Here is a 24,936-nt window from a genome sequence, read left to right as displayed (position 1 = left end):
AGCCCGGTCGGACCGGTCCTACGGTCGCGCCCTCCGCACGTCCGGTTGCCGGCTGAGGCGCTTGCGAAGCGCGTGCGACCACGGACCCTCGACCGTGCGGTGCGCCACCCAGGCCACGCCTGCGAGCGCGGCGAACCCCAGGAGCATCGCCGGCCAACGGCCGAGGCTGGGGGCGGCCGCCTCGATCAGGAGGTAGCCCAGGTTCTGGTGCAGGAGGTAGAGCGGATAGCTGATGGCGCCAATGAAGACAAGGCCCGGCACCCGCAGCCAGCCCACCCGGCTCTGCATGATCACGTAGGCGAAGAAGGCCATCAGCGGCACGACGACCGTGGCCTCGACCGCATCCACGACGAGCCACGACACGACCGCCTGCGCCAGGACGCAGACCGCCACCAGAGGATGCAGTCGACCGCGCTCACGGCTGAGGAGTAGGAGCATGCCCGCCGAGAAAAATCCAGCGTACTGGCTCGCCGTGAGCAGCAGGACGACGAGCGTGATCGACGACCCGTCGGTGACCCGGTACCAGCTCGCCACCACGAGGGCGACGGTCAACCACACGAGGACAAGCCGCTCCACGTCCTTGTCACGCAGCGCTCCTCGCGCCATGAAGACGGACCAGATGATCCCGTAGAAGATCAGCTCGACGGAGAGCGACCAGTAGGCCGCGTCGACGTCCTCGACCCGGATGAGTCGCTGCACCATGGAGTAGTTGAGCGCGACCTCGAGCGGCAACCGTTGCAGCACGGCCTGTGCCGACAGCCATCCCACGAGGGCGGTGACGGTCAGGCACGCCCAGTAGGTCGGATAGAGCCGCGATACGCGCGCCACGACGAAGTCGCGAGGAGTGGCGACCTTCCGCGCAGTAAGCAAGATGACGAATCCGCTGAGGAGGAAGAAGAGCTGGACGCCGAAGTAGCCGTATCGCAACAGCCAGCCCACCGGTTCACCGGACACGGCAGCCGGAGGCAGGCCGGGGAAGTACCGGTCCAGCTCATTGCCGTAGTGACACAGGACCACTGCGAGGACGGCGATGCCACGCAGGCCGTCGAGCTCGATGTAGCGCCGTCGGTCGACGCTCGTCGCGGTGCTGGAACTCGTCACGCGACGATGCTAGGTGTGACTCGTGCGTTGCGCCGCCGAGACGCAGAATCCGTGCCTGCTCTGTCGCGTCGTGGACGCTTCTGCGAATCTGGCCCCATGCAGGCACGGGGCGGACAGTCAGCTTCCATCCTTTGCGTGATCCCCGCCCGCGGCGGCTCGAAGGGCGTGCCCCGCAAGAACCTCCTCGACGTCGGCGGCAAGCCGCTGATCGTCTGGACGATCGAGCAGGCACTCGCGACGCCGGGCCTCGACGTGCTGGTCTCGACCGACGACGAGGAGATCGCCGAGGTCGCCCGCGCCGCCGGCGCCCGGGTGCCGTGGCTGCGCCCCGACGAGCTCGCGCAGGACACCACGCCCACCGAGCCGGTGGTGCGCCACGCGATCGAGCAGGTGACTGCAGAGCGCGGCCGCCCTGGCGTGGTCATGCTGCTCCAGGCCACCTCGCCCGTGCGCCACGACGACACGCTCGCGCGGGCGCTGGCCGAGTTCACCGACGCCGGCGTGGACTCGATGGTCGGCGTCGTCGAGCAGCCGCCCTTCATCTGGCAGGCGGGCGCCCCGCCAACCGCGGCGTACGACGTCGCTGCCCGGCCCCGCCGCCAGGACCTCACCGACGAGACCCGGCGATATCGCGAGACCGGTTCGCTCTACCTGACCCGCACCGAGGTCTACGAGCAGCACAACAACCGGCTCGGCGGGCGGATCGGCCTCTTCGTGATGACCGAGGACGAGGGCATCGACATCGACACCGAGTTCGATGTGGCGCTCGCGGTGGCTCGGATCAGACACTTGCGCGGGGATGAGTGCTCTGCTCACGTCCCCCGCGTGTGATCGTCCTTCCTGCCTTCCACAACGAGGCGGAGTCAGTACGGTCAATCCCCTAGTTGCTTCCTTCGACCGGGCCTGGCCATACTCGGTGCTGACGCGGATCAACATCCCACAGCGGCGTTCCCGACGGGGTCCAGTGCAGTCCTGGGAACACGCGGCCGTGCTGAATGGCGTCCCACGCGTCGTGGCGCCATTGATCCGACTCGGCTGCTCCCGCCGTCCAGTGGAACCCGAATCCCTGGGCGCGCTGCTCCTCGGTGAGTGCAACCGCTCCCTGATGTGTCTTGCGCTTGAGCTGATCGGCAGATCGCCACGGATAGTGCGCGATGAACAACCCAGGCGCCGGCCTACCCGGGTGCAACACCCAATGGTTTCCTATCGACAGACGGGCCAGTCGGTGAGCGCGAAATGCGACCTTCGGAGGATCCATCGGCTGGGGATCCAACCGCCACTTCGTGCAATCGGCCTGCGGGTACACGTTGAACATTCGTGCCTGCACCACGCCGGCGTCGCAACGTCGCAGGTACTCGCCCACAGTCGTCGATGCGGCGAACCAGAACTCATCGGCGTCAAAAGGGACCACCCATGACGCACCTGCGCGCCGAGCCGCCTGCGCCAATGCGGTCATCTTCGGCCCTTGGAAGTATCGCGGCTCGCTGTCGAGAGCCACGTGCAGCGGGAGCTGCCGCGACAATTCGCGCAGTAGTTCAAGCGTCCCGTCGGTCGATCCGTTGTCCGCCACCAGCAGTTCATCAATACCTTGGTCTGCGAGGTGGCGCAGCGTGCTTTCGATGATGTCGACCTCGTTCTTGACCATCGCTACCGCCCACAGGCCACCCTTCCGGGAGCCTTCCAGCTGCGGGAGGGTGAGGCCTGACCGGACTGCATCCACCTCGGCTTTGAGCTGAGGAGACCGGTCTCTCTCACGGACAGCCTTGGACACTCGTACCCAGCGCCTGACGTTGCCGACTCCATGCCGGGCGCTGACAAGCAAACGATGAGGCATGAGGCAACATTACGCACAGCCCTCCCCCCGTGTTCCGCCGCGCTGAGCTGACCGCTCAGATGAACGACACATCGCGTGAGCGAGGGCTGGCAACAGGACTTTCACGGGTGTCACGATGAAGCGATGTGCCGTAGCGATAGTACGTTCACCCCCAGCGGGCTGGCGAGGCTGCCAGGAAGCGGGATCGCCGTGAGGTCGAAGCCCAACCGAAAGTGGTCGACGCAGTGGAGGGCAACCCGCGACAATTCCCTTTCGCTGCCCGGTTGTTGACAGCGCGTGGCTCACTCTGACCACGAGATGTCGGGTGTCTCGTTACGGTTGACCCTCACCTACATCCACAGAAGGCTCTGCGTTGATCATCGAGCGTGACCTCACGCCCTACGTCGTCTACTCCGGCGACCCGGTGCTGCGCGCCCTGGAGAAGATCACCGCCAACAAGGCGCGCGTCATCTTCCTCGTCGACTCCCACGGCCACCTCGACGGCGTGCTCTCCGACGGCGACTTCCGGCGCTGGGTGAGCAGCGCTGCCAGCCTCACCACGAACGTGCCGGCCCTCGAGGCCGCCAACACCTCGCCGCGCAGCCTGCCCATCGGCAGCAGTCCCGCGGAGATCAGCCACGCCTTCGGCTCCGGCATCGACCACGTCGCCCTGGTCGACGACCGCGGTCACCTCGTCGCGATCGCGATCAACCGGGCCGACGAGCTGCGCATCGGCCGCCACGTCGTCGCCCCCGACGCGCCCGCACTGCTCATCTCCGAGATCGGCATCAACCACCAGGGCGACGTCTCGCTCGCCAAGAAGCTCGTCGAGCTGTCGGTCGAGGCCGGCGCCGACGTGGTGAAGTTCCAGCTGCGCGACATGGAGTCGCTCTACCGCCAGGGCTCGTCGGGCTCGGGCGGGGAGGACCTCGGCCCGCAGTACACCCTCGACCTGCTCGCGAAGTACGACCTCGGCGCCGATGGGCTCTTCGAGGTCTTCGACCACTGCCGCGACGTCGGCGTCGACGTCATGTGCACCGCGTGGGACCCGGTCAGCGTCGACCGCCTCGTCGACTACGGCATCACCTCGCTCAAGGTCGCCTCGGCCGACATGACCAACCACGCGCTGCTGCGCCACATGGCCGCCAGCGGCACCCCGATGGTCATCTCGACCGGCATGTCCACCGAGGGCGAGATCCGCGAGACCGTCGACCTGGTGCGCAGCACCGGGGTGGCGCACGCGTTCCTGCACTGCCAGTCGACCTACCCCGCGCCGTTCAAGGACATCAACCTCGCCTACCTGACCCGCCTCGCCGAGCTCACCCAGGCGCCGGTCGGCTACTCCGGCCACGAGCGCGGCTTCCACGTCGCCCTCGCCGCCGTCGCGCTCGGCGCACGCATCATCGAGAAGCACTTCACCGTCGACCGCGACCTCGAGGGCAACGACCACAAGGTCAGCCTGCTGCCGGGCGAGTTCAAGGAGATGGTGCAGCGGGTGCGCGAGGTCGAGGAGGCGCTCGGCACCTCCGCGCCACGCGCGGTCTCCACCGGCGAGATGATGAACCGGGTCAACCTCGCCAAGTCGCTGGTCGCCGCCCGCCGCATCGAGGTCGGCGAGACCCTGACCGACGCCGACATCGACATCAAGAGCCCCGGTCGCGGGCTGCAGCCCAACGCCTTCGACAAGCTCGTCGGCCGCACCACCTCGCGTGCGCTGGAGGCCGGCGACTTCTTCTACGCCACCGATCTCGGCGACGCCGCCCCCCGCGGGCGCGACTACTCCTTCCGCCGCCCGTGGGGCCTGGCCACGCGCTACCACGACATCGACGCGATGACGAAGGACACCACCCCCGACTTCCTCGAGTTCCACTTCTCCTACAAGGACCTCGACCTGCCCGTCGCCGACGTGTTCGCGAAGTACGACGGTGGCCTGCCGATGGGCTTCACCACCCACTCGCCCGACCTCTTCGCCGGCGACTTCCTGCTCAACCTCGCCTCCACCGACGACGCCCACTGGGAGCGCTCGATCCGCGAGCTCCAGCGCGTCGTCGACACCACGCGCGAGATGCAGCAGCACTTCGGCAAGGGCGCCGACGCCAAGGCCGACGCCGAGGGACCGGTGATCGTGGCGAGCCTCGGCGGCTTCACCACCGACGCCTTCGTCGCCCCAGCCGAGCGCGAGGAGATGTATGCCCGCGTGGCCGCGGGGCTGGCCCGCGTCGACGACAGCGGCGTACGCCTCTGCGCGCAGACGCTGCCGCCCTACCCGTGGTACATGGGCGGCCAGCTCTACTGCAACCTCTTCGTCGACCCGCGCGACACCGCCGAGTTCGCCCAGCGCCACGACCGCCGTCTGTGCTTCGACGTCTCCCACTCCAAGCTGTCGGCCAACTACCTCGGCATGTCGTTCGCCGAGGCCACCGAACTGCTCGCGCCGCACACCGAGCACCTCCACCTCGTCGACGCGACCGGGGTCGACGGCGAGGGCGTCCAGGTCGGCGACGGCGAGATCGACTGGGCGGTGCTGGCCCAGCAGCTCGACGCGATGGCACCGGGGGTCAGCTTCATCCCGGAGATCTGGCAGGGCCACGTCAACGACGGCGAGGGCTTCTGGATCGCCCTCGAGCGGCTGGAGCAATGGTTCTGAGCCAGCCCCCCTCGTCCCGGGTGGCACTCTGGGTGGTCCCGGTCAGCGAGCTGGCCGGGGTGGCCCGCCACGTGCTCGACGTGGCGCGCGCCGGACTGCCCGGCTGGGAGCTGTCCTTCCTCGCCCCGCCCGGTGCGCTGCCGCAGCGGCTGCGCGAGCTCGGCGCCGACGTCACCGAGGCGCCGTTCGGTCCCGACCACGGCCTGCGCACCTCGGTCGCGACGCTGCGCGAGGTCGTACGCCGTGAGCGTCCCGCGGTCGTGCACACCCACCTGTCCTACGCCGACATCGTCGCCGCGCTCGCCGTGGGCCAGGGCCCGCGGCTCGTGACCACCGAGCACGGCATCGCCCGGGACGACGTCGTCTACCACCGCTCGACCACCAAGGCGCGCGTGATGGCCCTCGCGCACACCGCGCGGCTGCGGCGCTTCGACGCCGCGATCGCGGTCAGCCGGGCCACCGCCGAGGTGATGCGGGAGAAGTGGCACCCGCGGGTGCCGGTCACGGTCGTGCCCAACGGCGTCGACCCGGTGGCGAGCCTCGCGTCGCGGCCAACGACCGGGCTGCGCGTGCTGTCGCTGGCGCGGCTCTCGCCCGAGAAGCGGCTGCCCGCCCTCGTCGACGGCTTCGCCGAGCTGCTCACCACCCACCCCGCCGCCCGCCTCACCCTGGCCGGCACCGGCCCGGAGGAGGAGGCGCTGCGCGCGCAGGTCGAGCGGCTCGGGCTGCGCGACGCGGTCACCATGCCCGGCTTCGTCGACCCCGACGCCGCGATGGCCGAGCACGACGTGCTGGCGATGTTGTCGGTCTGGGAGAACTGCTCCTACGCCCTGCTCGACGCCGCCGCGCGGGGCATGGGCGTGGTCGCCAGCGACGTCGGCGCCAACCCGGAGATCCTCCCCGCCACCTCGCTCGTGCCCGCCGACGACCCGGCTGCCGTGGCGACGGCGCTGGCCCGCCAGGGGCTCGACCTCGACGCCCGGCCGGGGCTCGCGGACTGGCCCGACGTGGCGCAGATGTGCGGGCAGGTCGTCGCGACGTACGACGCAGCGGGGGCCGGGCGATGAGCCGCGTCGACTCGCCGTGGGAGCTCCCCGACCGCACGGTCGAGCGGGCGGACCAGGCCGACCGCGAGATCCGGATGTCCGACTTCACGCTGATGGCGCTGCTGCCACTGCGCAGCCTGGAGGTGGCCGGCTACCCGATCAACGAGTTCGCCATGGCGGGTCTCGTCGGCCTCTGCCTGTTCCGCCCGGCGCGCGGCGGGGCCAGACTGCCGAGCGCCGTCATGGTCCTGCTCGGCGCGCTCCTGGCGCTGCTCGTCTACTCGGGCTTGGCCAACGACGTCGACTGGACCCGCCGGGTCGGCCACGTCGCGATCCTCGCGGGTCTGATCTGGGCCGGCGGCACGGTGCGTCTGTCCCCGCGCTCCGTCGGGGCTGGCCTGGCGGCGGGTCTGATCGCCGTCATCGCGCTGGCTGTCGTCGGCATCGGCGGCGGCGCCTATGAGGGGCGGCTCACCGGCTTCCTCGCCGACCCCAACGCAGGCGCGTACTTCATCGCCGTGCTCGGCACCCTGGCGGTCTTCTTCTGCGACGAGCGCTGGAAGGTGCGCGCCGCCGTGGCCGTGCCCATCGTTGCCGGCCTGGCGCTTTGCCTGTCCCGCACCGGTCTGCTGGCGGGTGCGTTCGTGGGCGTCTGGGTGCTGGTGGGCCGCCGGCTCGGACCCTTCGGCGGCGCGGCGATGGCGGTCGCTCTCGTCTGGGTGGTCGACAACATCCCACGCGCGCTCACCACCTTCGGTCCCTTCTCTGACCGCTCGGGCAGCGACAACCTCCGCAAGCGGATCATCGCCCAGGAGCAGGTCCAGCTCGACGCCGCCCCGTGGTACGGCCACGGACCTGGCACGGCGAAGGTGGAGATCCGCGACCTCGAGTTCTTCTTCCACAACTCCTACCTTGCCATCCGTCAGGAAGGCGGCTGGTTGGCTCTGCTGCTCGTGCTGGCGCTGCTGGTCCTCACCTTCCTGCGGCTCTCCAGGCAGTCGCGTCACGGCGACCTCGTTGCGGCCGGCGCACAGGGAGCGATCATCGGCATCGGAGTCATGGCCATCACGCTCGGGGAGGTCCTGCTCGACACCCCGATGGCCGTCGCAGTCGGACTGGCGCTCGGCCACGCACTTCGTTCTCCACCTAGGAGCCCGTCCGATGGCTGAGAGGATCTTCCTCGCCGCGAACAATCCGGACCTCGGCGGCGGCGAGCAGATGTTGTTGCGCCATGCCGAGGTGCTCCTCGACCTCGGCCGTCGGGTCACGGTCGTGTCGCCGGACCGCCCGACCGATGTGCTCGATGCTGCCGCGTCCATGGGCGCGGACGTCGTACCCATCCGGGCCGATGGGAGACGCGACTACCTCCCGCGGCTCCGCGCGTGGGACCGCGCCGCGCGCGAGGGCTTGCTGTGGTGCCACGGTCTGGTGCCGGCGCTGGCGACGACCGGGCACCGACACCGCATCGTCCACCTTCACCAGGACCCCCGCGGCCATGCGCAGTCCGCGGCCGCTGCCCTCGCCAGGCGAGGTGCCCTGGCCACGCTCGTCCCGTCGTCCGACATGGCGAGCCGCGTCGCGGACAGCCGGGCGCATGCCAACTGGACCGCGGAGCTCACCCAGCTGGACCCTGTCGCCGGCTGGTCCCGCGATGTCGGCTACCTCGGTCGACTGTCCACCGACAAAGGCGTCGACGTCCTCGCCCGCGCCATGGGCCGACTGCCGACTGCGGCCCTCCTCCTCGCCGGTGACACCCGGTACGTGTCCGACGATGACGTGCGCAAGGTCGAGCAGGCCCTGAGCGCGCTGGGCACCCGAACGCGCCGGCTGGGGCACGTGGCACCGGCGGACCTCTTCTCCCGGGTCGCAGTCGTGGTCTTTCCCAGCGTCTGGGCCGAGCCGTTCGGGCTCGTCGTCGCCGAGGCGATGGCCGCCGGCGTGCCCTTCGTGGTGTCCGACGCGGGCGCACTGCCGGAGGTCGCCGGTCCGCAGCACCCGTGGGTCGCCCGTGCCGGCGACGCCAACGACCTCGCGGCCGTCGTGACTCGCGCCCTCGAAGCCACCCCGGAGGAAGTGCGCGTCGTGACGCAGCGCGCACGCCTGCGTTGGCAGGATGAGTACTCCCCGCGGGCCGGACGCCGCCGGGTGGAGAGACTGCTCGCGGAGCTGGGGGTGTAGCCGTGCGACCGAAGGTGGCGATCGCCCACGACTACCTCACCCAGCGCGGGGGCGCCGAGCGAGTGGTGCTCAGCCTGATGCGGGCCTTCCCCGAGGCACCGGTCCACACCACGCTCTACGACCCCGAGGGCACCTACCCGGAGTTCGCCGAGGCCGACGTGCGCACCTCGCCGCTCAACCGCGTCGTCGCCTTCCGCCGCGACCACCGCCTGGCCCTGCCGCTCCTGGCACCCGCCTCGTCGCGGATGCGCGTCGACGCCGACGTCGTCGTCGCCTCCAGCAGCGGGTGGGCCCACGGCTTCGATGCCCCCGGGCGCACGGTCGTCTACTGCCACAACCCCGCGCGCTGGCTCTACCAGACCGACGAATACCTCGGCGGCGCCGCGTGGCGCTCCCCCATCGGGCCGCCGCTGCTCGCCCTGCGACCGCTCCTGCGCCGCTGGGACCGCACCCGCGCCTCGCAGGCCGACGTCTACCTCGCCAACAGCCGCGTCGTGCAGCGCCGGATCGAGACGACGTACGGCCGCGACGCCGAGCTGCTGCCGCCCCCGCACGGCATGGACGCCACCGCGGCGCGCGAGCCGGTGCCGGAGCTGGCCGGCTGGGAGCCGGGCTACGCCCTGGTCGTCTCGCGCCTGCTCCCCTACAAGAACGTCGACGCCGTCATCGAGGCCGTGCGCGGCACCGGCCGCCGCCTCGTCGTGGTCGGTCGTGGCCCCGAGGAGGGCCGGCTGCGCGCCACCCTGCCCGACAACGTCGAGCTGCTCGGCGGGCTCTCCGACGCGCAGCTGCGCGCGGTGTACGCCGACGCGGGCGTGCTGGTGGCCGCGAGCCACGAGGACTTCGGGCTGACCCCGCTCGAGGCCGCCGCGTTCGGCGTGCCGGCGGTCGCCCTGCGCGGCGGTGGCTTCCTCGAGACGGTCGTGGAGGGCGAGACCGGCCTGTTCTTCGACGCGCCCGAGCCCGAGCTCATCGCCGCCGCCCTCGCCGATCACGACCGGCAGCGGTGGGACCCTGACAGACTGAGGGCGCGAGCCGAGCTGTTCGGGGAAGCCCGGTTCATCGACCGGATCCGTCGCATCGCGCTGGACGAAGACAGGGGGCTCTGACGTGCGGCCTGAAGGCATCCGCCTGCTCCCTTGGCTGATCGGCGTCATCGATCTGGTGATGATTACCGCCGCCACGGCGCTCGCCATTCGCTTCCGCCTGACCCTGCCGATCTTCGACACCGCCGGCGACGTCCTGGAGAACACCGTCCTGGCGAGCGGGTTCTTCGTCGCCACCTGGATCGTGATGCTCTCGATCTTCGGCACCTACGAGCGACACGTCTTCGGCGCCGGCACCGAGGAGTTCAAGCTGGTCGTCAACGCCTCGTTCTTCACCGCCGCGCTCGTGGCCACGATGGCGTTCCTCATGCAGTACCCCCTCTCCCGCGGCTTCTTCATCCTGCTCTTCCCGATCGGTGTGATCCTGCTGCTGATCGGCCGACTGATCTCGCGGCGGATCATCCAGCGCCTGCGCAGCGCCGGGCACTTCAACGAGACGGTCCTGCTCGTCGGCACCCCGGGCTACATCGGCGAGATCCACACCGTCCTGGCACGCGAGTCGTGGCTCGGCTACCGGGTGATGGGCTGCCTGATCCCCAGCGACTACGCCGGCCTCGAGCGCACCGCAAGCGGCATCCCCGTCCTCGGGCACAGCGAGGACGTGCGCGCGGTGGTCGACGAGGTCTCGCCCGACATCGTGTTCTTCACCGCCGGCGCGGTGAGCTCCTCCACCCAGCTGCGGCGCCTGGCCTGGGACCTGGAGGACCACGCCAACGTGCAGATCATCGTGGCGCCCAACGTCACCGACGTCTCAAGCGAGCGGGTGCGGATCCGGCCGGTCGCCGGGCTGCCGCTGATGCACCTGGGCCGCTCGCGCTCCCAGCTCGCGACGAACGACGCCAAGCGCGCGTTCGACGTCGTCGGCGCGCTCCTCATCCTGACCGTCGTCTGGCCGGTGCTGGCCGTGGTCATGCTCTGGATCAGGCTCCACGACGGCGGCCCGGCCCTCTTTCGCCAGACCCGCGTGGGTCGCGAGGGCGCGGAGTTCACCTGCCTCAAGCTGCGCTCGATGGCAGTCGACGCCGAGCAGCGCCTCGCCGACCTCGACCCGCGCGCCGACCACGTGCTCTTCAAGAGCACCACCGACCCTCGCGTGACCAGACCCGGTCGCTTCATCCGCCGCTTCTCCCTCGACGAGCTGCCCCAGCTGTGGAACGTCATGCGCGGCGAGATGAGCCTGGTTGGGCCGCGCCCGCCGCTGCCCTCGGAGGTCGAGAAGTACGAGGACGACATGCTGCGTCGGCTCAACGTGCTGCCCGGCATGACCGGCCTCTGGCAGGTGTCCGGCCGCTCGGACCTGTCGTGGGAGGACACGGTGCGCCTCGACCTCTACTACGTCGACAATTGGTCGATGGTGCAGGACCTGCTCATCCTGGCCCGCACGGTCACCGCCGTGCTGGCCAGCCGCGGCGCCTACTAGACCCCGGCGTCGGCTTCCGTCTGCGCCTCGGCCTCGGCGTCCTTCTTGGCCGCGTTCTTGGCTGCCTTCTTGGGGTGCTTGCGCCGCCTGCCCCCGCCCGCGGTCGCGTCGGCCTCGCGTGAGGTGTCGTCGGCCTCGTAGCCGCCGTAGCCCCCATAGGTTCCGTAGCCACCGCCGTAGGCGATCGACGCCGCACCCTTGACGGGCGCCTTGTTGAGTACCACGCCGAGCAGGCGGCTGCCCACCTGGTCGAGGATCCGGCGGCACTGCTGGCTCTGCTCGATCTGGGTCTTGCCGGCCGCCTGCACCAGCAGGGCGCCGTCACAGAACGCCGAGAGCAGGCCTGCGTCGGTGACCGGCAGCAGCGGCGGTGCGTCGAGGATGACGAGGTGGTCGGCGGAGAGGTCGTCGATGAACTGCTTCATCCGCAGAGAGCCGAGCAGCTCGCTCGGGTTGGGCGGGATGCGTCCGGCCGGCAGCAGGCTGAGGTTGGCCACGCCCGACTCCACGATGACGTCGCGCACGTCGACGTCGCCGGCGAGGGCCTGGGTGAGCCCGACCGCGCCGTCGATCTCGAAGGTGGTCGCGATCATCGGACGCCGCAGGTCGGCGTCGATGAGCAGCACGGGCGTCCCGGCCTGCGCGACGAGACGGGCGACGTTGGACGACACGGTCGACTTGCCCTCGCCCGCCAGCGCGGAGGTCACCACGATGCGGCGTGGCTCGTTGTCGACGTCGACGAAGCGCAGGTTGGTGCGCAGCACGCGGAATGCCTCGGCCGCGCGCCCCAGGTCGCCGCGTACGCCGCGGTTCACGCGACCCAGCGCGTCCTCCTTGGGGATCACGCCCAGCACTGCGGCTCCGGTGGCGTCCTCGACGTGCTTGGCCGAGCGCACCCGGCGGTCGATCAGCCGCCGCGCGATCAGGAAGGCGTAGGCCAGCGCGAGGCCCCCTAGCGCGCCCTTGATCGCGGCCGCGCGGTAGTCCGGCGTGAACGGCGCCCCGGGCAGCTCGGCCGGCGTGACCGGGATGATGCGCGTGAGGGACGGCCCCCTCGGGTTCTCCTCGCCGGTCTCGTACTGCTGGGCGACGACCACGACCGCGTCGACGACCGCGTTGGCCAGGTCGCGGGCCTCCTCGGGAGTCGTGCCGACGGCGGAGATCGTGATGGCGTTGACGTCGGAGTTGACAGTCGCCGAGAAGCGGCTGGCGATCGCGCTCGGCGGCATGTCGAGGCCCAGCTCCTTCACGACCTGCTCCGCGACCGGCGTCGTGGGGACGAGGAAGGCGTAGAGGTTGGCCTTGTCCTCGGCAAGCGAGGCGTTGCCCTGCTCCTCGGCCGCGCTCCCCGCTTCGCCCACCTTCACGAGGCCGTTTGCCGTGGCGGAGTAGAGCACCGGGTCCTGGGTGGTCTTGGCGACCATCAGGGCGGCACCGAGGACCGTGCAGCCGATCAGCACCCAGACATAGGCGCGGCTCAGCCGGACGAAGTCCCCGAACGTCATGCTCGCGAGTGTAGGGCGTACGCCGTCACCGCCCTGCTGAATCGGCGACACTCGCCGGGACGCGACTGGCACGATGGGCGGCATGAGCGAGGAGACGGACGTCCGCGCGGCGCCCGTCGCCGCCCGCGTCCACCTCGCCCACGCCGTGGTGCAGAAGCTCGCCGACGACCGCGGCATCGACCTGCTCCACCTCAAGGGACCGGCGGTGCTGCCGGGCCTGCGCCCCGAGGGCCGTCACTCCAGCGACGTCGACGTGCTGGTCCGGCCCAGCCACCTGAGGAGTCTCGTCACCGCGGTCGAGTCGGTGGGCTTCGAGCAGCGCACCAGCTTCGCCACCGGCTCGGTCTTCGCCCACGCCGCCAACTGGTGGCACGACGACTGGGGCTGGGTCGACGTGCACATGAGCTGGCCCGGGGTCACCATCGACGCCGAGCGCGCCTACGACGTGCTCGCACGCGACCGCGTCGTGCGGCAGATCGCGCACCGCGACTGCCCCGTGCCCAACCGCACGGCCCAGCGGCTCATCCTCACCCTGCACTCCGCGCGCTCCGGGGGCACCACCGACCTCGACCACGCGTGGACCGCTGCCACGCCCGAGGAGCAGGACGCCGTGCGGGCGCTCGCAACCGAGCTGCACGCCGAGGTCGCGCTGGCGGCCGGCATCGGCGAGCTCGAGCTGCACCGCGGCGACCCCACCTACCTGCTCTGGCGCCACGTCACCCGTGGCGGCAGCCGCTTCGACGAGTGGCGCGCCCGGCTCGCTGCGGCGACGACCCTGCGGGCCAAGGCCGAGCTGCTGACGGCGGCGATGCGGGTCAACCGCGACCACCTGCGCATGGAGCTCGGCCACGCGCCCACCCGCAGCGACATCCGCGCGCGCCAGCGGCTCCGGCTGCGCCGGGCGGCCGGCGAGCTGACCAGTCGGGTGCGGCGCTCGTGATGCGCTACCGCATCGCCGACGACGTCGCGTGGGTCAGCGAGGAGGACCTCGACGGCGGAGAGGAGCCGACGGCGTACCTCACCCGGGTCCCGAAGGGTCCGCCGATCCTGCTCGAGGGGTCGGGGTGCGTCGTGTGGCTCGCCCTCGACGAGGGCGGCACGCTGGAGGAGGTCATCGCCACGGCCGCCGCCATGACCGGCGCCGAGCCCGACAGCATCAGCGACGACGTGGCGACGCTGGTGGACCAGCTCGTCGTGATCGGCGTCGTGATAGAAGAGTGACCGCGAGGGCGCCGATCGCCGCGCCGAGCGTGTTGGCCCCGACGTCGCTCCACTCCCCGATGCGATCGAGCCACCGTGCCTGCGCCAGCTCGATCGCCCCGGAGGCCGCGGCGGCCAGGACGACCGCGCCCCACCAGCGGCAGGGCGTCAGCGCCACGAGCAGCGCACCGGCCGGCACGAAGAGCGCCACGTTGAGCAGCACGCCGTAGTGCTCCGGCAGCGCCCACAGCGGGGCGAGCGGCCAGTGGTAGCGGAACCAGTCGTAGCAGGCGACGGTGGCGTCGTTGAGCTGCCGGCCCCACGGGCCCACCACAAGCACGACGACGGCGACGACGTAGGCCACAGCCACGGCCACCAGCACCCGGCGATCGCGCATCCAACCCACCGGGCCACCCTAGAGTGGGCGCCGTGACCACACCTGCAGGGCCGCCCGCGCTCGTGGTGTCGGTCCTCGGGGTCCCGGTCGGCATCCCCGCCGCCGGCAGTGCCGTCGCGCGGCTGCGCCACCAGTGGAGCCGTGCCCTCACCGACGAGCCGGCGGCCGCGGTCGTCGACCTGACCGGCCTGGGCGACGACGAGCTGGCCCACGACTACGCGCTCACGTCCCGCGTCACGATGGTCGCGCTCGAGGCGACCGCCGGCCGGCGGATCAACCTCCACGCCGGCGCGGTCGCTGACGCAGCGGGACGCGCCATCGCGGTCATCGGCGCCTCCGGGTCGGGCAAGACCACCGCGATCGGCCTGCTCGCCACGCGCCTGGGCTACCTCTCCGACGAGACCACGTCGTTCGACGACACGCTCACCGTGCACGCCCACCCCAAGCCACTGTCGGTCATCACCGACCGCGACGCCCCCCACCGCAAGCAGTCGGTCTCGCCCGACGACCTGGGCCTGCTCCCGCCGCCGGCCTCCGCGCGCCTGCACCGCATCGTGCTGCTGCACCGCGGCGACGACGACTCCGGCCTGGTGCCGATCACCCCCGCCCACGCGATCGCGGCGATGGTGCCGCAGAGCTCCTCCCTCGCGCTGCTCGAGCACCCGATCCTCCGCCTCGCCGAGACGATCGACGCCTGCGGCGGCGCGTGGGGCCTGCACTACCACGAGCTCGCCGACTGGCTCGACGACCTGGTGCTGCTCCTCGACGCCTCGCCGCAGGCGCCCGCGCCGCGCGTGCACCACCCCTCCTCCCCGCTCGCCCCGGCGCCGCCCGGCACCTGGAGCCGTGCGGCCTGGCACGACGCGGTGGAGTACGACGACGAGCTGGTGCTGATGGTCGGCGACCGGGTGCAGGTGCTCGCCGGCCTCGGCGTGCTGCTCTGGCTGGCCCTCGAGACGCCGCAGGGCCTCGACGACCTCGTCGCCCGGGCACAGGCGCTCGCGGGCGAGCACCCCGACGCCCCCGCGCTCGTCGCGGACGCCCTCGCCACGCTCGCCGAGGAGGGCGTGGTGGTCGCGCCGGCGTGAGCCGCCCCGGCTCTCCGTCGCCGCCCCCGTCGCCGCCCCCGTCGCGTTCCCGTCGCGTTCCCCGGATATCCGGGGAAACCCGAGGTTCCACCCCGAAACTTCGGGGGTGAGGCTCCAGTTTCGACAGGGAACCCTCGCGCCCCGCCTCCGAGTTCAGGTGCGCCGACCCCGGCGGTAGCCTCCCGGACATGACCGCACGCCGCCAGCTCCCCACCGACGAGGCCCGCGACCTGCTCGCCCTGACCCGCGAGATCGCGACCAAGGAGCTCGCGCCGCGCTCGGCCGAGGCGGAGGCGACCGAGACCTTCCCGCGCGACGTCTTCCGGATGCTGGGCCAGGCGGGCCTGCTCGGCCTGCCCTACCCCGAGGAGCTCGGCGGCGGCGACCAGCCCTACGAGGTCTACCTCCAGGTCCTCGAGGAGATCGGCGCCGTATGGTCCTCGGTCGGCGTCGGCGTCTCCGTGCACGCGCTGTCGTGCTTCGGCCTCGCCGAGTTCGGCACCGAGGAGCAGAAGGAGCGGTGGCTGCCCGACATGCTCGGCGGCGACCTGCTCGGGGCCTACTGCCTCTCCGAGGCGCACGCGGGCTCCGACCCCGCCGCGATGCGTACGACGGCTCGGCGCGACGGCGACTCCTACGTCATCAACGGCGCCAAGGCCTGGACGACCCACGGCGGTCACGCCGACTTCTACAAGGTGATGGCCCGCACCTCCGACGATCGCAACGGCATCTCCTGCTTCCTGGTCCCCGCCGACTCCGAGGGCCTGTCCGCCGACCCGCCGGAGCGCAAGATGGGCCTCACCGGCTCGGCGACGGCGACGATGCGCTTCGACGACGTACGCATCGACGCCTCGCGCCGGCTCGGCGCGGAGGGCGAGGGCCTCCGCATCGCGCTGAAGGGCCTCGACTCGGGCCGCCTCGGCATCGCCGCCGTCGCGGTCGGCCTCGCCCAGGGCGCCCTCGACTCCGCGGTGGCGTACGCCCGCGAGCGCGAGACCTTCGGCTCGAAGATCATCGACCACCAGGGCCTGGCGTTCGTCCTGGCCGACATGGAGGCCGCGATCGTCGCCGCCCGTGCCACGATGCTCCACGCCGCGCGGCTCAAGGACGCCGGCCTGCCCTTCTCCCGCGAGGCCTCGGTCGCCAAGCTCGTCGCCACCGACAACGCCATGAAGGTCACCACCGACGCCGTCCAGGTCCTCGGCGGCTACGGCTACACCCGCGACTTCCCCGTCGAGCGCTACATGCGCGAGGCGAAGGTCATGCAGATCTTCGAGGGGACCAACCAGATCCAGCGGATGGTCATCTCCCGCTCGCTCGCGAAGGACAACGCGGGCGTCATCGGCTGAGCTCTCGGCTGGGCCTCGGTGGCGATCCCCGGATATCCGGGGAACGCGACCACCAGGCCACCGCCGACCAGACCCACCACAACTCACCCCACCCCGAAGGCGGTTGTCCCCCACCCGAGCCCGAGCGAGCGTGGAGGCATGTCGAAGCGAATCGCGTTCCTGACCGCCTCCGAGGGTGTCGAGGAGGTCGAGCTGACCAAGCCCTGGCAGGCAGCGCTCGACGCCGGCCACACCGCCGAGCTCCTGTCGCTCGACGAGGGCGAGGTGCAGCTGTTCAACCACCTCGACAAGTCGAGCACCCAGCGCGTGGACCGGCGGGTGTCGGACGTGGCCGTCGCCGACTACGACGCGCTCGTGCTGCCCGGCGGCGTCGCCAACCCCGACGCCCTGCGCATGGACGACACCGCGGTCGCCTTCATCCGCGACTTCATCGACTCGGGCAAGCCGGTCGCCGCGATCTGCCACGCGTCGTGGACGCTCGTGGAGGCCGACCGCGTGCGCGGGCGCCGTCTGGCGAGCTGGCCGAGCCTGCAGACCGACATCCGCAACGGCGGCGGCGAGTGGGCCGACGAGGAGGTCGTGGTCGACGGCAACCTCATCACCAGCCGCAACCCCGACGACATCCCGGCCTTCAACCGCGCGCTGCTCGAGGCCCTCGGCAACTAGGCGTCCGCAGCGGGAGACGGGGTGTGGCGGGGATCACACCCGATGGGGCACACTGATGCGTGGAAGCGCTCTCACACCCCCGGAAGGTCCCCCATGCCCCGTCCTCGCCTGCGTCGTACGACGCTGCGCGCCGCCATCGCGGCACTCGCCCTCACCGTGGTCGGCCTCGCGCCGGCCCACGTCCTGTCCAGCGCCGGCGCGGCCCCCGCGCCCCAGACCGCGATGAAGGCCGCAGCCACGCCGGCTGAAGACCCCGGCCTCGGCAGCCGCGTCATCGTCTTCGACCCCTCGATGCCGACCGCGGAGATCCGCCAGCGCGCCGACGAGATCTGGCAGCAGCAGGTCGACGCCGAGATGTCGGGACAGCGGTGGAGCCTGCTGTTCCTGCCCGGCACCTACGGCACCGCCGCCGAGCCGCTGCAGATCAAGGTCGGCTACTACACCGAGGTCGCCGGCCTCGGTGCGCGCCCGTCCGACACGGTCATCAACGGCAAGGTCGAGGTCTACAACCGCTGCCTCACCGACGGCCCCACCCAGCCCTACTGCGTGGCGCTCAACAACTTCTGGCGCTCCCTGTCCAACCTGACGATCGACGTCAACGGCACCGGCCAGGACGGCTGCCGCGCCTCGGCGAACTTCTGGGCCACCTCGCAGGCCTCCTCGCTGCGCCGCGTCGACATCCGGGGCGGCAACCTGTCGCTGATGGACTACTGCACGGCCGGCCCGCAGTACGCCAGCGGCGGCTACCTCGCCGACTCCCGCGCGTCCTTCGTCATCAACGGCTCGCAGCAGCAGTGGCTGACCCGCAACAGCGAGGTCGGCGGCTGGAGCAACGGCGTGTGGAACCAGGTCTTCGCCGGCACGATCGGCGCCCCGTCCGAGGCCGGCTTCCCGGCCGAGCCCTACACCACCCTCGACCGTACGCCGCTCAGCCGCGAGAAGCCGTTCCTCCACGTCGGCGACGACGGTCGCTGGCAGGTGCGGGTGCCGAGGGCGCGCACCGACTCGCGCGGCACCTCTTGGGCCGACGGCCCAACCGCGGGCACCGACCTGCCGCTGTCGTCGTTCCACGTCGCGCGCCCCAGCCAGTCGGCCCAGGTGCTGGCCCAGGCCCTGGCCCGCGGCAAGAACCTGCTGCTCACGCCCGGCGTCTACGACATCGACCGCAGCCTGGTCATCGGGCGTGACCACACGGTCGTGCTCGGCCTCGGCCAGGCCACGCTGACGGCAGTCGGCGGCGCCACCCCGGTGGTCGTGCGCGACGGGGCGACCGACGTCGTCGTCGCGGGCGTCACCATCGACGCCGGCACCACGCTGTCCAGGACGCTGATGCACGTCCAGGGTCGCCCGGGCAGCTCGGGCGGTCGTCGCCCGTCGGCCGACGTCCCGACCACGACGCTCAACGACGTCTACTTCCGCGTCGGCGGACCCCACGTCGGCAAGGCCGACGTGTCGCTGCGCATCGACGCCGACGACGTGCTGGTCGACCACGCGTGGGTCTGGCGTGCCGACCACGGCGTCGAGGGCTTCACCGTCGGCGCCAGCGGCGACACCGACCGGTGGAACACCAACACCGGCCGCGTCGGCCTGGTCGTCAACGGCGACCGCGTGCAGGCCACCGGTCTCTTCGTCGAGCACTACCAGCAGCACAACACCATCTGGAACGGCGAGGACGGCGAGGTCGTGCTCTACCAGAACGAGCTGCCCTACGACCCGCCCTCGCAGGCCGACTGGACCCGCCCCGACGGCACCCTGGGCTGGACCGGCTACAAGGTCGCCGACGACGTGCAGCGCCACCAGCTCTACGGCGGCGGCGTCTACGTCTTCAACCGCAACGACCCCTCGATCACCACCCAGAGCGGCTTCGAGGTGCCCGACCGGGCCGGCGTACGCCTGCACCACGTCCTGACGGTCAACCTCGACGCGGGCAGCATCGAGCACGTCGTCAACGACATCGGCGCGCGGGTCGACAGCACCCGGCCCGGACAGCCGAGCTACGTGGTGGACTACCCGGCGCCTTGAACCAGCCAGCGCCCCAGCAGCGTCCCGTCCTGCTCCAGCAGCAGGACGGGGCGCAGCGCCACGTCCACCTCGGCGCCGGTGGCGATGCGTACGGCGTCGCCGCCGGCGAGGGCCGGCACCACGGTCCAGCAGAGCTCGTCGACGACACCCGCGGCGAGCAGGTCGGCGAACAGTGACGGACCGCCCTCGCACAGCTGCTCGACCCAGCCCCGCTCCGCCAGCGTGGCCTTGAGCAGCGCCAGGTCGATCTCGTCCTCGCCGAGGACGAGGACGTGTTCTTCGCCGAGCTCCTCGCGCACCCGCGCCAGCCCGTCGGCCGACTCGACCGTCGCCATCAGGATGCGTCCGGGCGGGGCGTCGCGCAGCGTGGGCGGCAGGTCGGCCGAGCGGCTCACCACCACCAGCGGGATCCGCGGCACGTCGTAGCCCTCGGTGCGCAGCGTGCCGGCGCCGACCACGAGGCAGTCCGCGCGGGCTCGCAGCGCGTCGAAGACCCGCTTGTCGGCGTCGTTGTTGATGCTCTTGCTCACCCCGTCGGAGCCCTGCGCGGCGCCGTCGACGGTGCTGACGAAGTTCACCCGCAGCCACGGCTCGCGCTCGGGCGTGTAGGCCGCGGCCAGCTCGTCGTCGGACAGGTCGGACAGCTTCTGCAGCTCGAGGGATTCACTCACGCTTTCATCCTCCCCCCTACCCTTTGGGGCGTGATCACCCTTGCGGACCTGGCGGCCCTCCACGACGCCCACGCCGACGCCTGGGACCACCCCGTCGAGCCGGTCGTGATCGACGGTCCCCGCGGTCCGGTCGTCGTCGGCGACGGCCCGGTGACCCTGATGGGATGCGTCAACCTCTCCCGCGACTCGACCTACCGCGAGAGCGTGGCGACGAGCCCTGCGGACGCGGTGCGAATGGGTCGCATCCAGGTCGCCCAGGGCGCCTCGGTCATCGACCTCGGCGCCGAGTCGAGCAACGCCCGCGCCGCGCGGGTCTCCGCCGACGACCAGGTCGCCACCCTGGTCCCGGCCGTCAAGGGCCTCGCCGAGGAGGCCGTGGTCTCGGTCGAGACCTACGAGCCGGAGGTCGTGCGCGAGTGCCTCGACGCCGGCGCGCGCATCCTCAACATGACCGGCCGCGAGCACGAGGACGAGATGCTCGCCCTCGCCGCCGAGTACGACGCCGCTGTCGTGCTGTGCTTCGGCGAGACGGCCAACGTCCGCGAGATCGCCGACGTGCCGCCCGACGCCGACCCCGTCCCGGTGCTGCTCGACCACTTCGCCCCCCGCATCGCACACGCCCGCTCGCTCGGCGTCGACAAGGTCGTCGTCGACCCGGGCATGGGCTTCTACTACGGCAACCTCGTCGACCCGCCCACCCGCGCGCGCCACCAGACGCGGGTGCTGGCGCAGGTCTTCCGGCTCCGCCCGCTGGGCGTGCCGGTGTGCAACGCGGTGCCGCACAGCTATGACCTCTTCGGCGACGAGTTCCGCAAGGCCGAGGGCTTCTACGCCGTCTTCGCCGCGCTCGGCGGCACCCACCTCGTCCGCACCCACGAGGTGCCCCACCTGCGCACCGTCCTGCGGGCGATGACCGAGCTCGCCGTCAGCTGACCGGGACCCGGTCGGTGAAGGCCCGCGCCCCCGCGACCAGCCCGCGGGCGTAGCGGGCACGTCCGTCGGCCGACGTCATCACGCGCGCCTCGGTGGCGCTGCGCATGTTGCCCAGCTCGACCATCACGGTCGGTACGTCGCTGAGGTTGAGGGTGCCGAGGTCCGAGCGGACGTCGAGCCCGTCACCGCCGGCGACGTAGTTGGCGACCGGGAAGCCTTGCGCCTCCAACCCCGCACGCACCGAGGCCGCGAGCCGCATCGAGGAGTCGTGGATGTCGTCGGTCCACGGCGCCCGGTCGGCCGGGGCGATGACGTGGAAGCCCCGCGCGCCGGCGGCGTACGACCCGTCGGCGTGCACGGAGATCTTCAGGTCGGCGCGGATCGCGTTGCCGGCCCGGCCACGCGCGTCGACGCACGGACCCCACCGGTCCTGGCGGTTGGCGTGGCGGGTCATCCGCACGGTCGCGCCGAGCGCGCGCAGGCGGGCCGCGACCAGCCGCGAGACCTGCCAGGCGAAGGTCGCCTCGGGGTAGCCGCCGTCGGTCGCGGTGCCCGTGGTGTTGCACGGCTTGGTGAAGCCACCCGCCGGGACCAGCCGGTTGATCTCGGCGGGGAAGTTGTGGTTGCCGAGCTGGTGGCCGGGGTCGACCACGATGACGCGGCCGGCCAGCGGTCCGGTGGACTTGTCGACCGCCGTGGACCCCTGACGCACGGCATGCCGGGCGTCGAGCGGACCATGGTCCGCTCGAGCCGAGGCGTGGACGCCGACCCCCACCGACCCAGGCACGACCAGCAGCACGACCGCCGCGAGGCGACGGCGCATCAGCCGGCGAACCCGCGCGGGTTCTGCTCCTGCCAGCGCCACGCGTCGACCGCCATCTCGTCGATGCTCTTCCGGGTGCTCCACCCGAGCTCGGCGTTGGCCTTCGACGGGTCGGCGTACGACGTCGCGACGTCGCCGGGGCGTCGCGCCACCACCTCGTAGGGGAGCTCGCGGCCCACGGCCCGCTCGAAGGCGTGCAGGAGCTCGAGCACGCTGGTGCCGTGGCCGGAGCCGAGGTTCCAGGTGTTGACTGGCTCGGTGGTGCGCTCGAGCGCCTCGAGCGCGGCGACGTGGCCGGCCGCGAGGTCCTCGACGTGGATGTAGTCGCGCACGCCGGTGCCGTCGGGGGTGTCGTAGTCGTCGCCGAAGACCATGAGCTTCTCGCGCTTGCCGACCGCGACCTGGGCGATGAAGGGCATCAGGTTGTTGGGGATGCCCGACGGGTCCTCGCCGATCGTGCCCGACGCGTGCGCCCCGACCGGGTTGAAGTAGCGCAGGAGCGCGACGCGCATCTGCGGGTCGGCGGCGGCGACGTCGCGCAGGATCTGCTCCTGCATGACCTTGGTCCAGCCGTAGGGGTTGGTGGCGAAGGTCGCCTGGTCCTCAGTGGCACCGGCCTGGTCGGTGCCGTAGACGGTGGCACTGGAGGAGAAGACGAGCTTGTGCACGTCGTGGCGCTGCATCGCACGCACCAGCGAGAAGGTCGAGCCGAGGTTGTTCTCGTAGTAGTCGAGCGGCTTCTCGACGCTCTCCCCCACCGCCTTGTAGCCGGCGAAGTGGATGACGGCGTCGAAGTCCTCGGCAGCGAAGAGGTGCGCGGTCTTGTCGTGGTCGCACAGGTCGAAGGAGTGCAGCGTGATGCTGGTCCCCGTCAGCGCCTCCATCCGCCCCAGCACCGTCGGGTTCGAGTTGCTGAAGTTGTCGACGATGACCACGTCGTGGCCGGCCGCGACGAGCTGGATGACGGTGTGCGAGCCGATGTAGCCGGCGCCACCGCTGACGAGGATCTTCATGGACGTCACCCTAACGACACCCGTCCCTGACAGAGTGGGGGTCATGCCCAGCGCTCTCATCACCGGAATCACCGGCCAGGACGGCCTCTACCTCGCCGAGCTCCTCCTCGCGAAGGGCTACGACGTCCACGGCCTGATCCGCGGTCAGAACAACCCCCGGCGCGAGCTCGTCGAGAAGGTCGTCCCCGACGTGCGGCTGCACAACGGCGACCTCACCGACCTCTCCAGCCTGATACGGGCGATGAGCGTGTCGCAGCCCGACGAGGTCTACAACCTCGGCGCCATCTCGTTCGTGGCCTACTCGTGGGAGAACGCGTTCGTCACCAGCGACGTGACCGGCATGGGCGTGCTCAACGTGCTCGAGGCCGTACGCCTCCACGCGGGCGACGAGCCCGGGAGCATCCGGTTCTACCAGGCCTCGAGCTCGGAGATGTTCGGCAAGGTGCAGGAGGTGCCCCAGCGCGAGAGCACCCTGCTCTGGCCCCGCTCGCCCTACGGCGTGAGCAAGGTCTACGGCCACTACATGACGATCAACTACCGCGAGTCCTACGGCATGCACGCCTCGTCGGGGATCCTGTTCAACCACGAGTCGCCGCGCCGCGGGCCGGAGTTCGTGACCCGCAAGATCAGCCAGGCCGTGGCCCGGATCCACCTCGGCCAGCAGGACTCGATGGCCCTGGGCAACCTCGACGCCCAGCGCGACTGGGGATACGCCGGCGACTACGTCGAGGCGATGTGGCGGATGCTCCAGCAGGACGAGGCCGACGACTACGTCATCGCGACCGGCGAGACCCACTCGATCCGAGACTTCCTCGACCTCGCCTTCGCCCACGTCGGCATCGACGACTGGACCACGCACGTCACGCAGGACCCGCGGTTCATGCGCCCCGCCGAGGTCGAGCTGCTCATCGGCGACGCCTCCAAGGCCAGGGACAAGCTGGGCTGGGCGCCGACGGTGTCCTTCCCCGAGCTGGTGGCGATGATGGTCGACAGCGACATCGCGGCGGTCAAGGCGGGCTGGTGACCGCAGCTGCGTTCATCACCGGCATCGGCGGCCAGGACGGCACCTACCTCGCCGAGCGCCTCGTCGCGGAGGGCATGGAGGTCCACGCGCTCGTGCTCGAGGCCGACGGTCCGCCGGCCCACTGCCCCGCCGAGGTCGTGCTGCACACCGGCGACCTCGGTGACCTCGAGGCGACCCGGCGGCTCGTGCTCGACCTGGCACCGCAGGAGGTCTACAACCTCGCCGCCATCAGCTCGGTCGCGCAGTCGTGGGACGAGCCCGACCTCACCGCCCACGTCAACGGTCAGGCGGCGGTCGCGCTGATGGAGTCGGCGCGGCTCGTGGGCGGCGTGCGACTGGTGCAGGCCTCGAGCGCGGAGATCTTCGGCGAGGCCGACGCGTCGCCGCAGACCGAGGACACCCCGGTCCGCCCGGTCAACCCGTACGGCGCCGCGAAGGCCTTCGCGCACCTCTCTGCCCGCGTCTTCCGCCATCGCGACCTGCACGTGTCGAGCGCGATCCTCTACAACCACGAGTCGCCGCGCCGCCACGAGCGCTTCGTGACCCGCAAGATCACCTCCGGGGTCGCCGCCATCGCGCGCGGCGACGCCGAGGAGCTGGTGCTGGGCAACCTCGAGGCGCGTCGCGACTGGGGCTGGGCGCCGGACTACGTCGACGCGATGGTGCGCGCCGCCCGGGCCGACGACCCGTCCGACTACGTCGTCGCCACCGGTCGCGCCCACTCCGTGCGCGACTTCGTCGCGGCCGCCTTCGCCGCAGCCGGCATCGAAGACTGGGAGCACCTCGTGCGCCAGGACGCGGCCTACTTCCGCCCCGCCGACCCGACCGAGCTGGTCGGCGACGCCAGTCGCGCCCGCGAGGAGCTCGGCTGGGCGCCGACGGTGGAGTTCGAGGAGATCGTCGCGCGGATGGTGGCCGCCGACCTGGCGTGAGC

At 71.5% G+C, this 24,936-nt stretch carries 23 protein-coding genes; 16 read left to right on the top strand and 7 right to left on the bottom strand.

The genetic code is table 11. From position 1 onward, the window contains the following. Positions 1–18: 18 nt before the first annotated feature. Positions 19–1,101 (bottom strand): acyltransferase family protein, encoded by a 1,083-nt coding sequence (locus ASG76_RS00855; protein WP_056598633.1) that lies wholly within the window; start codon positions 1,099–1,101, stop codon positions 19–21. A gap of 135 nt (positions 1,102–1,236) precedes the next feature. On the opposite strand from ASG76_RS00855, the gene ASG76_RS00850 reads away from it, so the two are divergent. Further along, positions 1,237–1,932 carry an acylneuraminate cytidylyltransferase family protein gene (locus tag ASG76_RS00850; RefSeq protein ID WP_235529359.1) on the top strand — a complete coding sequence of 232 codons (696 nt, stop codon included), beginning with the start codon at positions 1,237–1,239 and terminating at the stop codon, positions 1,930–1,932. A 49-nt stretch (positions 1,933–1,981) separates the two neighbouring features. Here the strand turns inward: ASG76_RS00850 and ASG76_RS18610 are convergent, their stop codons facing one another. Continuing rightward, on the bottom strand, positions 1,982–2,746 hold the full coding sequence (locus tag ASG76_RS18610; RefSeq protein ID WP_162254059.1) for a glycosyltransferase family 2 protein: 765 nt from the start codon (positions 2,744–2,746) through the stop codon (positions 1,982–1,984). 541 nt (positions 2,747–3,287) lie between these two features. On the opposite strand from ASG76_RS18610, the gene ASG76_RS00845 reads away from it, so the two are divergent. The 6 genes from ASG76_RS00845 to ASG76_RS00820 are packed head-to-tail and all read left to right on the top strand — an operon-like array spanning position 3,288 to position 11,311. Further along, entirely contained in the window at positions 3,288–5,561 is a 2,274-nt protein-coding gene (locus tag ASG76_RS00845) for an N-acetylneuraminate synthase family protein (RefSeq protein WP_056598628.1), read from the top strand. A gap of 20 nt (positions 5,562–5,581) precedes the next feature. Then, positions 5,582–6,628, top strand: coding sequence for a glycosyltransferase family 4 protein (locus ASG76_RS00840; protein ID WP_235529358.1), 1,047 nt, complete (start codon positions 5,582–5,584; stop codon positions 6,626–6,628). After that, a complete protein-coding gene (locus ASG76_RS00835) occupies positions 6,625–7,776 on the top strand; it encodes a hypothetical protein (RefSeq protein ID WP_056598625.1) in 1,152 nt (383 codons plus the stop codon). The genes ASG76_RS00840 and ASG76_RS00835 overlap by 4 nt, the downstream gene beginning before the upstream one ends. Next, complete coding sequence (locus ASG76_RS19785) at positions 7,769–8,785, top strand: glycosyltransferase family 4 protein (RefSeq protein WP_056598622.1); 1,017 nt, start codon at positions 7,769–7,771, stop codon at positions 8,783–8,785. Before ASG76_RS00835 ends, ASG76_RS19785 begins: the two co-directional genes overlap by 8 nt. Before the next feature lie 2 nt (positions 8,786–8,787). Beyond that, a complete protein-coding gene (locus ASG76_RS00825; protein WP_056598619.1) occupies positions 8,788–9,894 on the top strand; it encodes a glycosyltransferase in 1,107 nt (368 codons plus the stop codon). Position 9,895: 1 nt separating this feature from the next. Continuing rightward, the gene (locus ASG76_RS00820) at positions 9,896–11,311 is read left to right on the top strand and encodes a sugar transferase (protein ID WP_056598616.1); all 1,416 of its coding nucleotides are present in this window, start codon (positions 9,896–9,898) and stop codon (positions 11,309–11,311) included. Here the strand turns inward: ASG76_RS00820 and ASG76_RS00815 are convergent. After that, positions 11,308–12,816 (bottom strand): polysaccharide biosynthesis tyrosine autokinase, encoded by a 1,509-nt coding sequence (locus tag ASG76_RS00815; protein ID WP_056598613.1) that lies wholly within the window; start codon positions 12,814–12,816, stop codon positions 11,308–11,310. The genes ASG76_RS00820 and ASG76_RS00815 overlap by 4 nt on opposite strands. A gap of 82 nt (positions 12,817–12,898) precedes the next feature. On the opposite strand from ASG76_RS00815, the gene ASG76_RS00810 reads away from it, so the two are divergent. Continuing rightward, positions 12,899–13,756: a nucleotidyltransferase family protein gene (locus ASG76_RS00810; protein WP_162254058.1), complete on the top strand. Its 858-nt coding sequence runs from the start codon at positions 12,899–12,901 to the stop codon at positions 13,754–13,756. Continuing rightward, the gene (locus ASG76_RS00805) at positions 13,756–14,037 is read left to right on the top strand and encodes a PqqD family protein (RefSeq protein WP_157558862.1); all 282 of its coding nucleotides are present in this window, start codon (positions 13,756–13,758) and stop codon (positions 14,035–14,037) included. Before ASG76_RS00810 ends, ASG76_RS00805 begins: the two co-directional genes overlap by 1 nt. Here the strand turns inward: ASG76_RS00805 and ASG76_RS18605 are convergent. After that, positions 13,973–14,413 (bottom strand): VanZ family protein, encoded by a 441-nt coding sequence (locus ASG76_RS18605; RefSeq protein ID WP_082587146.1) that lies wholly within the window; start codon positions 14,411–14,413, stop codon positions 13,973–13,975. The genes ASG76_RS00805 and ASG76_RS18605 overlap by 65 nt on opposite strands. A gap of 32 nt (positions 14,414–14,445) precedes the next feature. On the opposite strand from ASG76_RS18605, the gene ASG76_RS00795 reads away from it, so the two are divergent. The 4 genes from ASG76_RS00795 (at position 14,446) to ASG76_RS00780 (ending at position 19,538) form a co-directional block, all read left to right on the top strand. Beyond that, positions 14,446–15,501, top strand: coding sequence for a hypothetical protein (locus ASG76_RS00795; RefSeq protein WP_157558860.1), 1,056 nt, complete (start codon positions 14,446–14,448; stop codon positions 15,499–15,501). Between the two features lie 188 nt (positions 15,502–15,689). Beyond that, positions 15,690–16,850 carry an acyl-CoA dehydrogenase family protein gene (locus ASG76_RS00790; RefSeq protein ID WP_056598597.1) on the top strand — a complete coding sequence of 387 codons (1,161 nt, stop codon included), beginning with the start codon at positions 15,690–15,692 and terminating at the stop codon, positions 16,848–16,850. Positions 16,851–16,988: 138 nt separating this feature from the next. Beyond that, the gene (locus ASG76_RS00785; protein ID WP_056598595.1) at positions 16,989–17,516 is read left to right on the top strand and encodes a type 1 glutamine amidotransferase domain-containing protein; all 528 of its coding nucleotides are present in this window, start codon (positions 16,989–16,991) and stop codon (positions 17,514–17,516) included. Between the two features lie 93 nt (positions 17,517–17,609). After that, positions 17,610–19,538: a glycosyl hydrolase family 28-related protein gene (locus ASG76_RS00780; protein WP_056598592.1), complete on the top strand. Its 1,929-nt coding sequence runs from the start codon at positions 17,610–17,612 to the stop codon at positions 19,536–19,538. Here ASG76_RS00780 and ASG76_RS00775 read toward each other — a convergent pair. Then, positions 19,523–20,209: a dihydrofolate reductase family protein gene (locus ASG76_RS00775; protein ID WP_056598589.1), complete on the bottom strand. Its 687-nt coding sequence runs from the start codon at positions 20,207–20,209 to the stop codon at positions 19,523–19,525. The genes ASG76_RS00780 and ASG76_RS00775 overlap by 16 nt on opposite strands. Positions 20,210–20,239: 30 nt before the next feature. Between ASG76_RS00775 and ASG76_RS00770 the strand changes: the two genes are divergently transcribed. After that, positions 20,240–21,142, top strand: a complete 903-nt coding sequence (locus tag ASG76_RS00770) for a dihydropteroate synthase (RefSeq protein ID WP_056598586.1) — start codon at positions 20,240–20,242, stop codon at positions 21,140–21,142. On the opposite strand, the gene ASG76_RS00765 is transcribed toward ASG76_RS00770, so the two are convergent. Both ASG76_RS00765 and galE read right to left on the bottom strand, forming a co-directional pair. Further along, positions 21,135–21,965 (bottom strand): N-acetylmuramoyl-L-alanine amidase, encoded by an 831-nt coding sequence (locus tag ASG76_RS00765; RefSeq protein WP_056598584.1) that lies wholly within the window; start codon positions 21,963–21,965, stop codon positions 21,135–21,137. The genes ASG76_RS00770 and ASG76_RS00765 overlap by 8 nt on opposite strands. After that, positions 21,965–22,978, bottom strand: coding sequence for a UDP-glucose 4-epimerase GalE (gene galE, locus ASG76_RS00760; RefSeq protein WP_056598581.1), 1,014 nt, complete (start codon positions 22,976–22,978; stop codon positions 21,965–21,967). Before galE ends, ASG76_RS00765 begins: the two co-directional genes overlap by 1 nt. 43 nt (positions 22,979–23,021) lie before the next feature. On the opposite strand from galE, the gene gmd reads away from it, so the two are divergent. Together gmd and ASG76_RS00750 are read left to right on the top strand one after the other, a co-directional pair. Then, on the top strand, positions 23,022–24,002 hold the full coding sequence (gmd, locus tag ASG76_RS00755) for a GDP-mannose 4,6-dehydratase (RefSeq protein WP_056598576.1): 981 nt from the start codon (positions 23,022–23,024) through the stop codon (positions 24,000–24,002). Then, entirely contained in the window at positions 23,999–24,934 is a 936-nt protein-coding gene (locus ASG76_RS00750; protein WP_235529357.1) for a GDP-mannose 4,6-dehydratase, read from the top strand. The genes gmd and ASG76_RS00750 overlap by 4 nt, the downstream gene beginning before the upstream one ends. Positions 24,935–24,936 lie beyond the last annotated feature (2 nt).

This window comes from Nocardioides sp. Soil774, from assembly GCF_001428125.1.
Classification (GTDB): domain Bacteria; phylum Actinomycetota; class Actinomycetes; order Propionibacteriales; family Nocardioidaceae; genus Nocardioides.
Note: the sequence above shows the minus strand (reverse complement) of the source record. Positions and strands in the feature narration are given on the sequence as shown.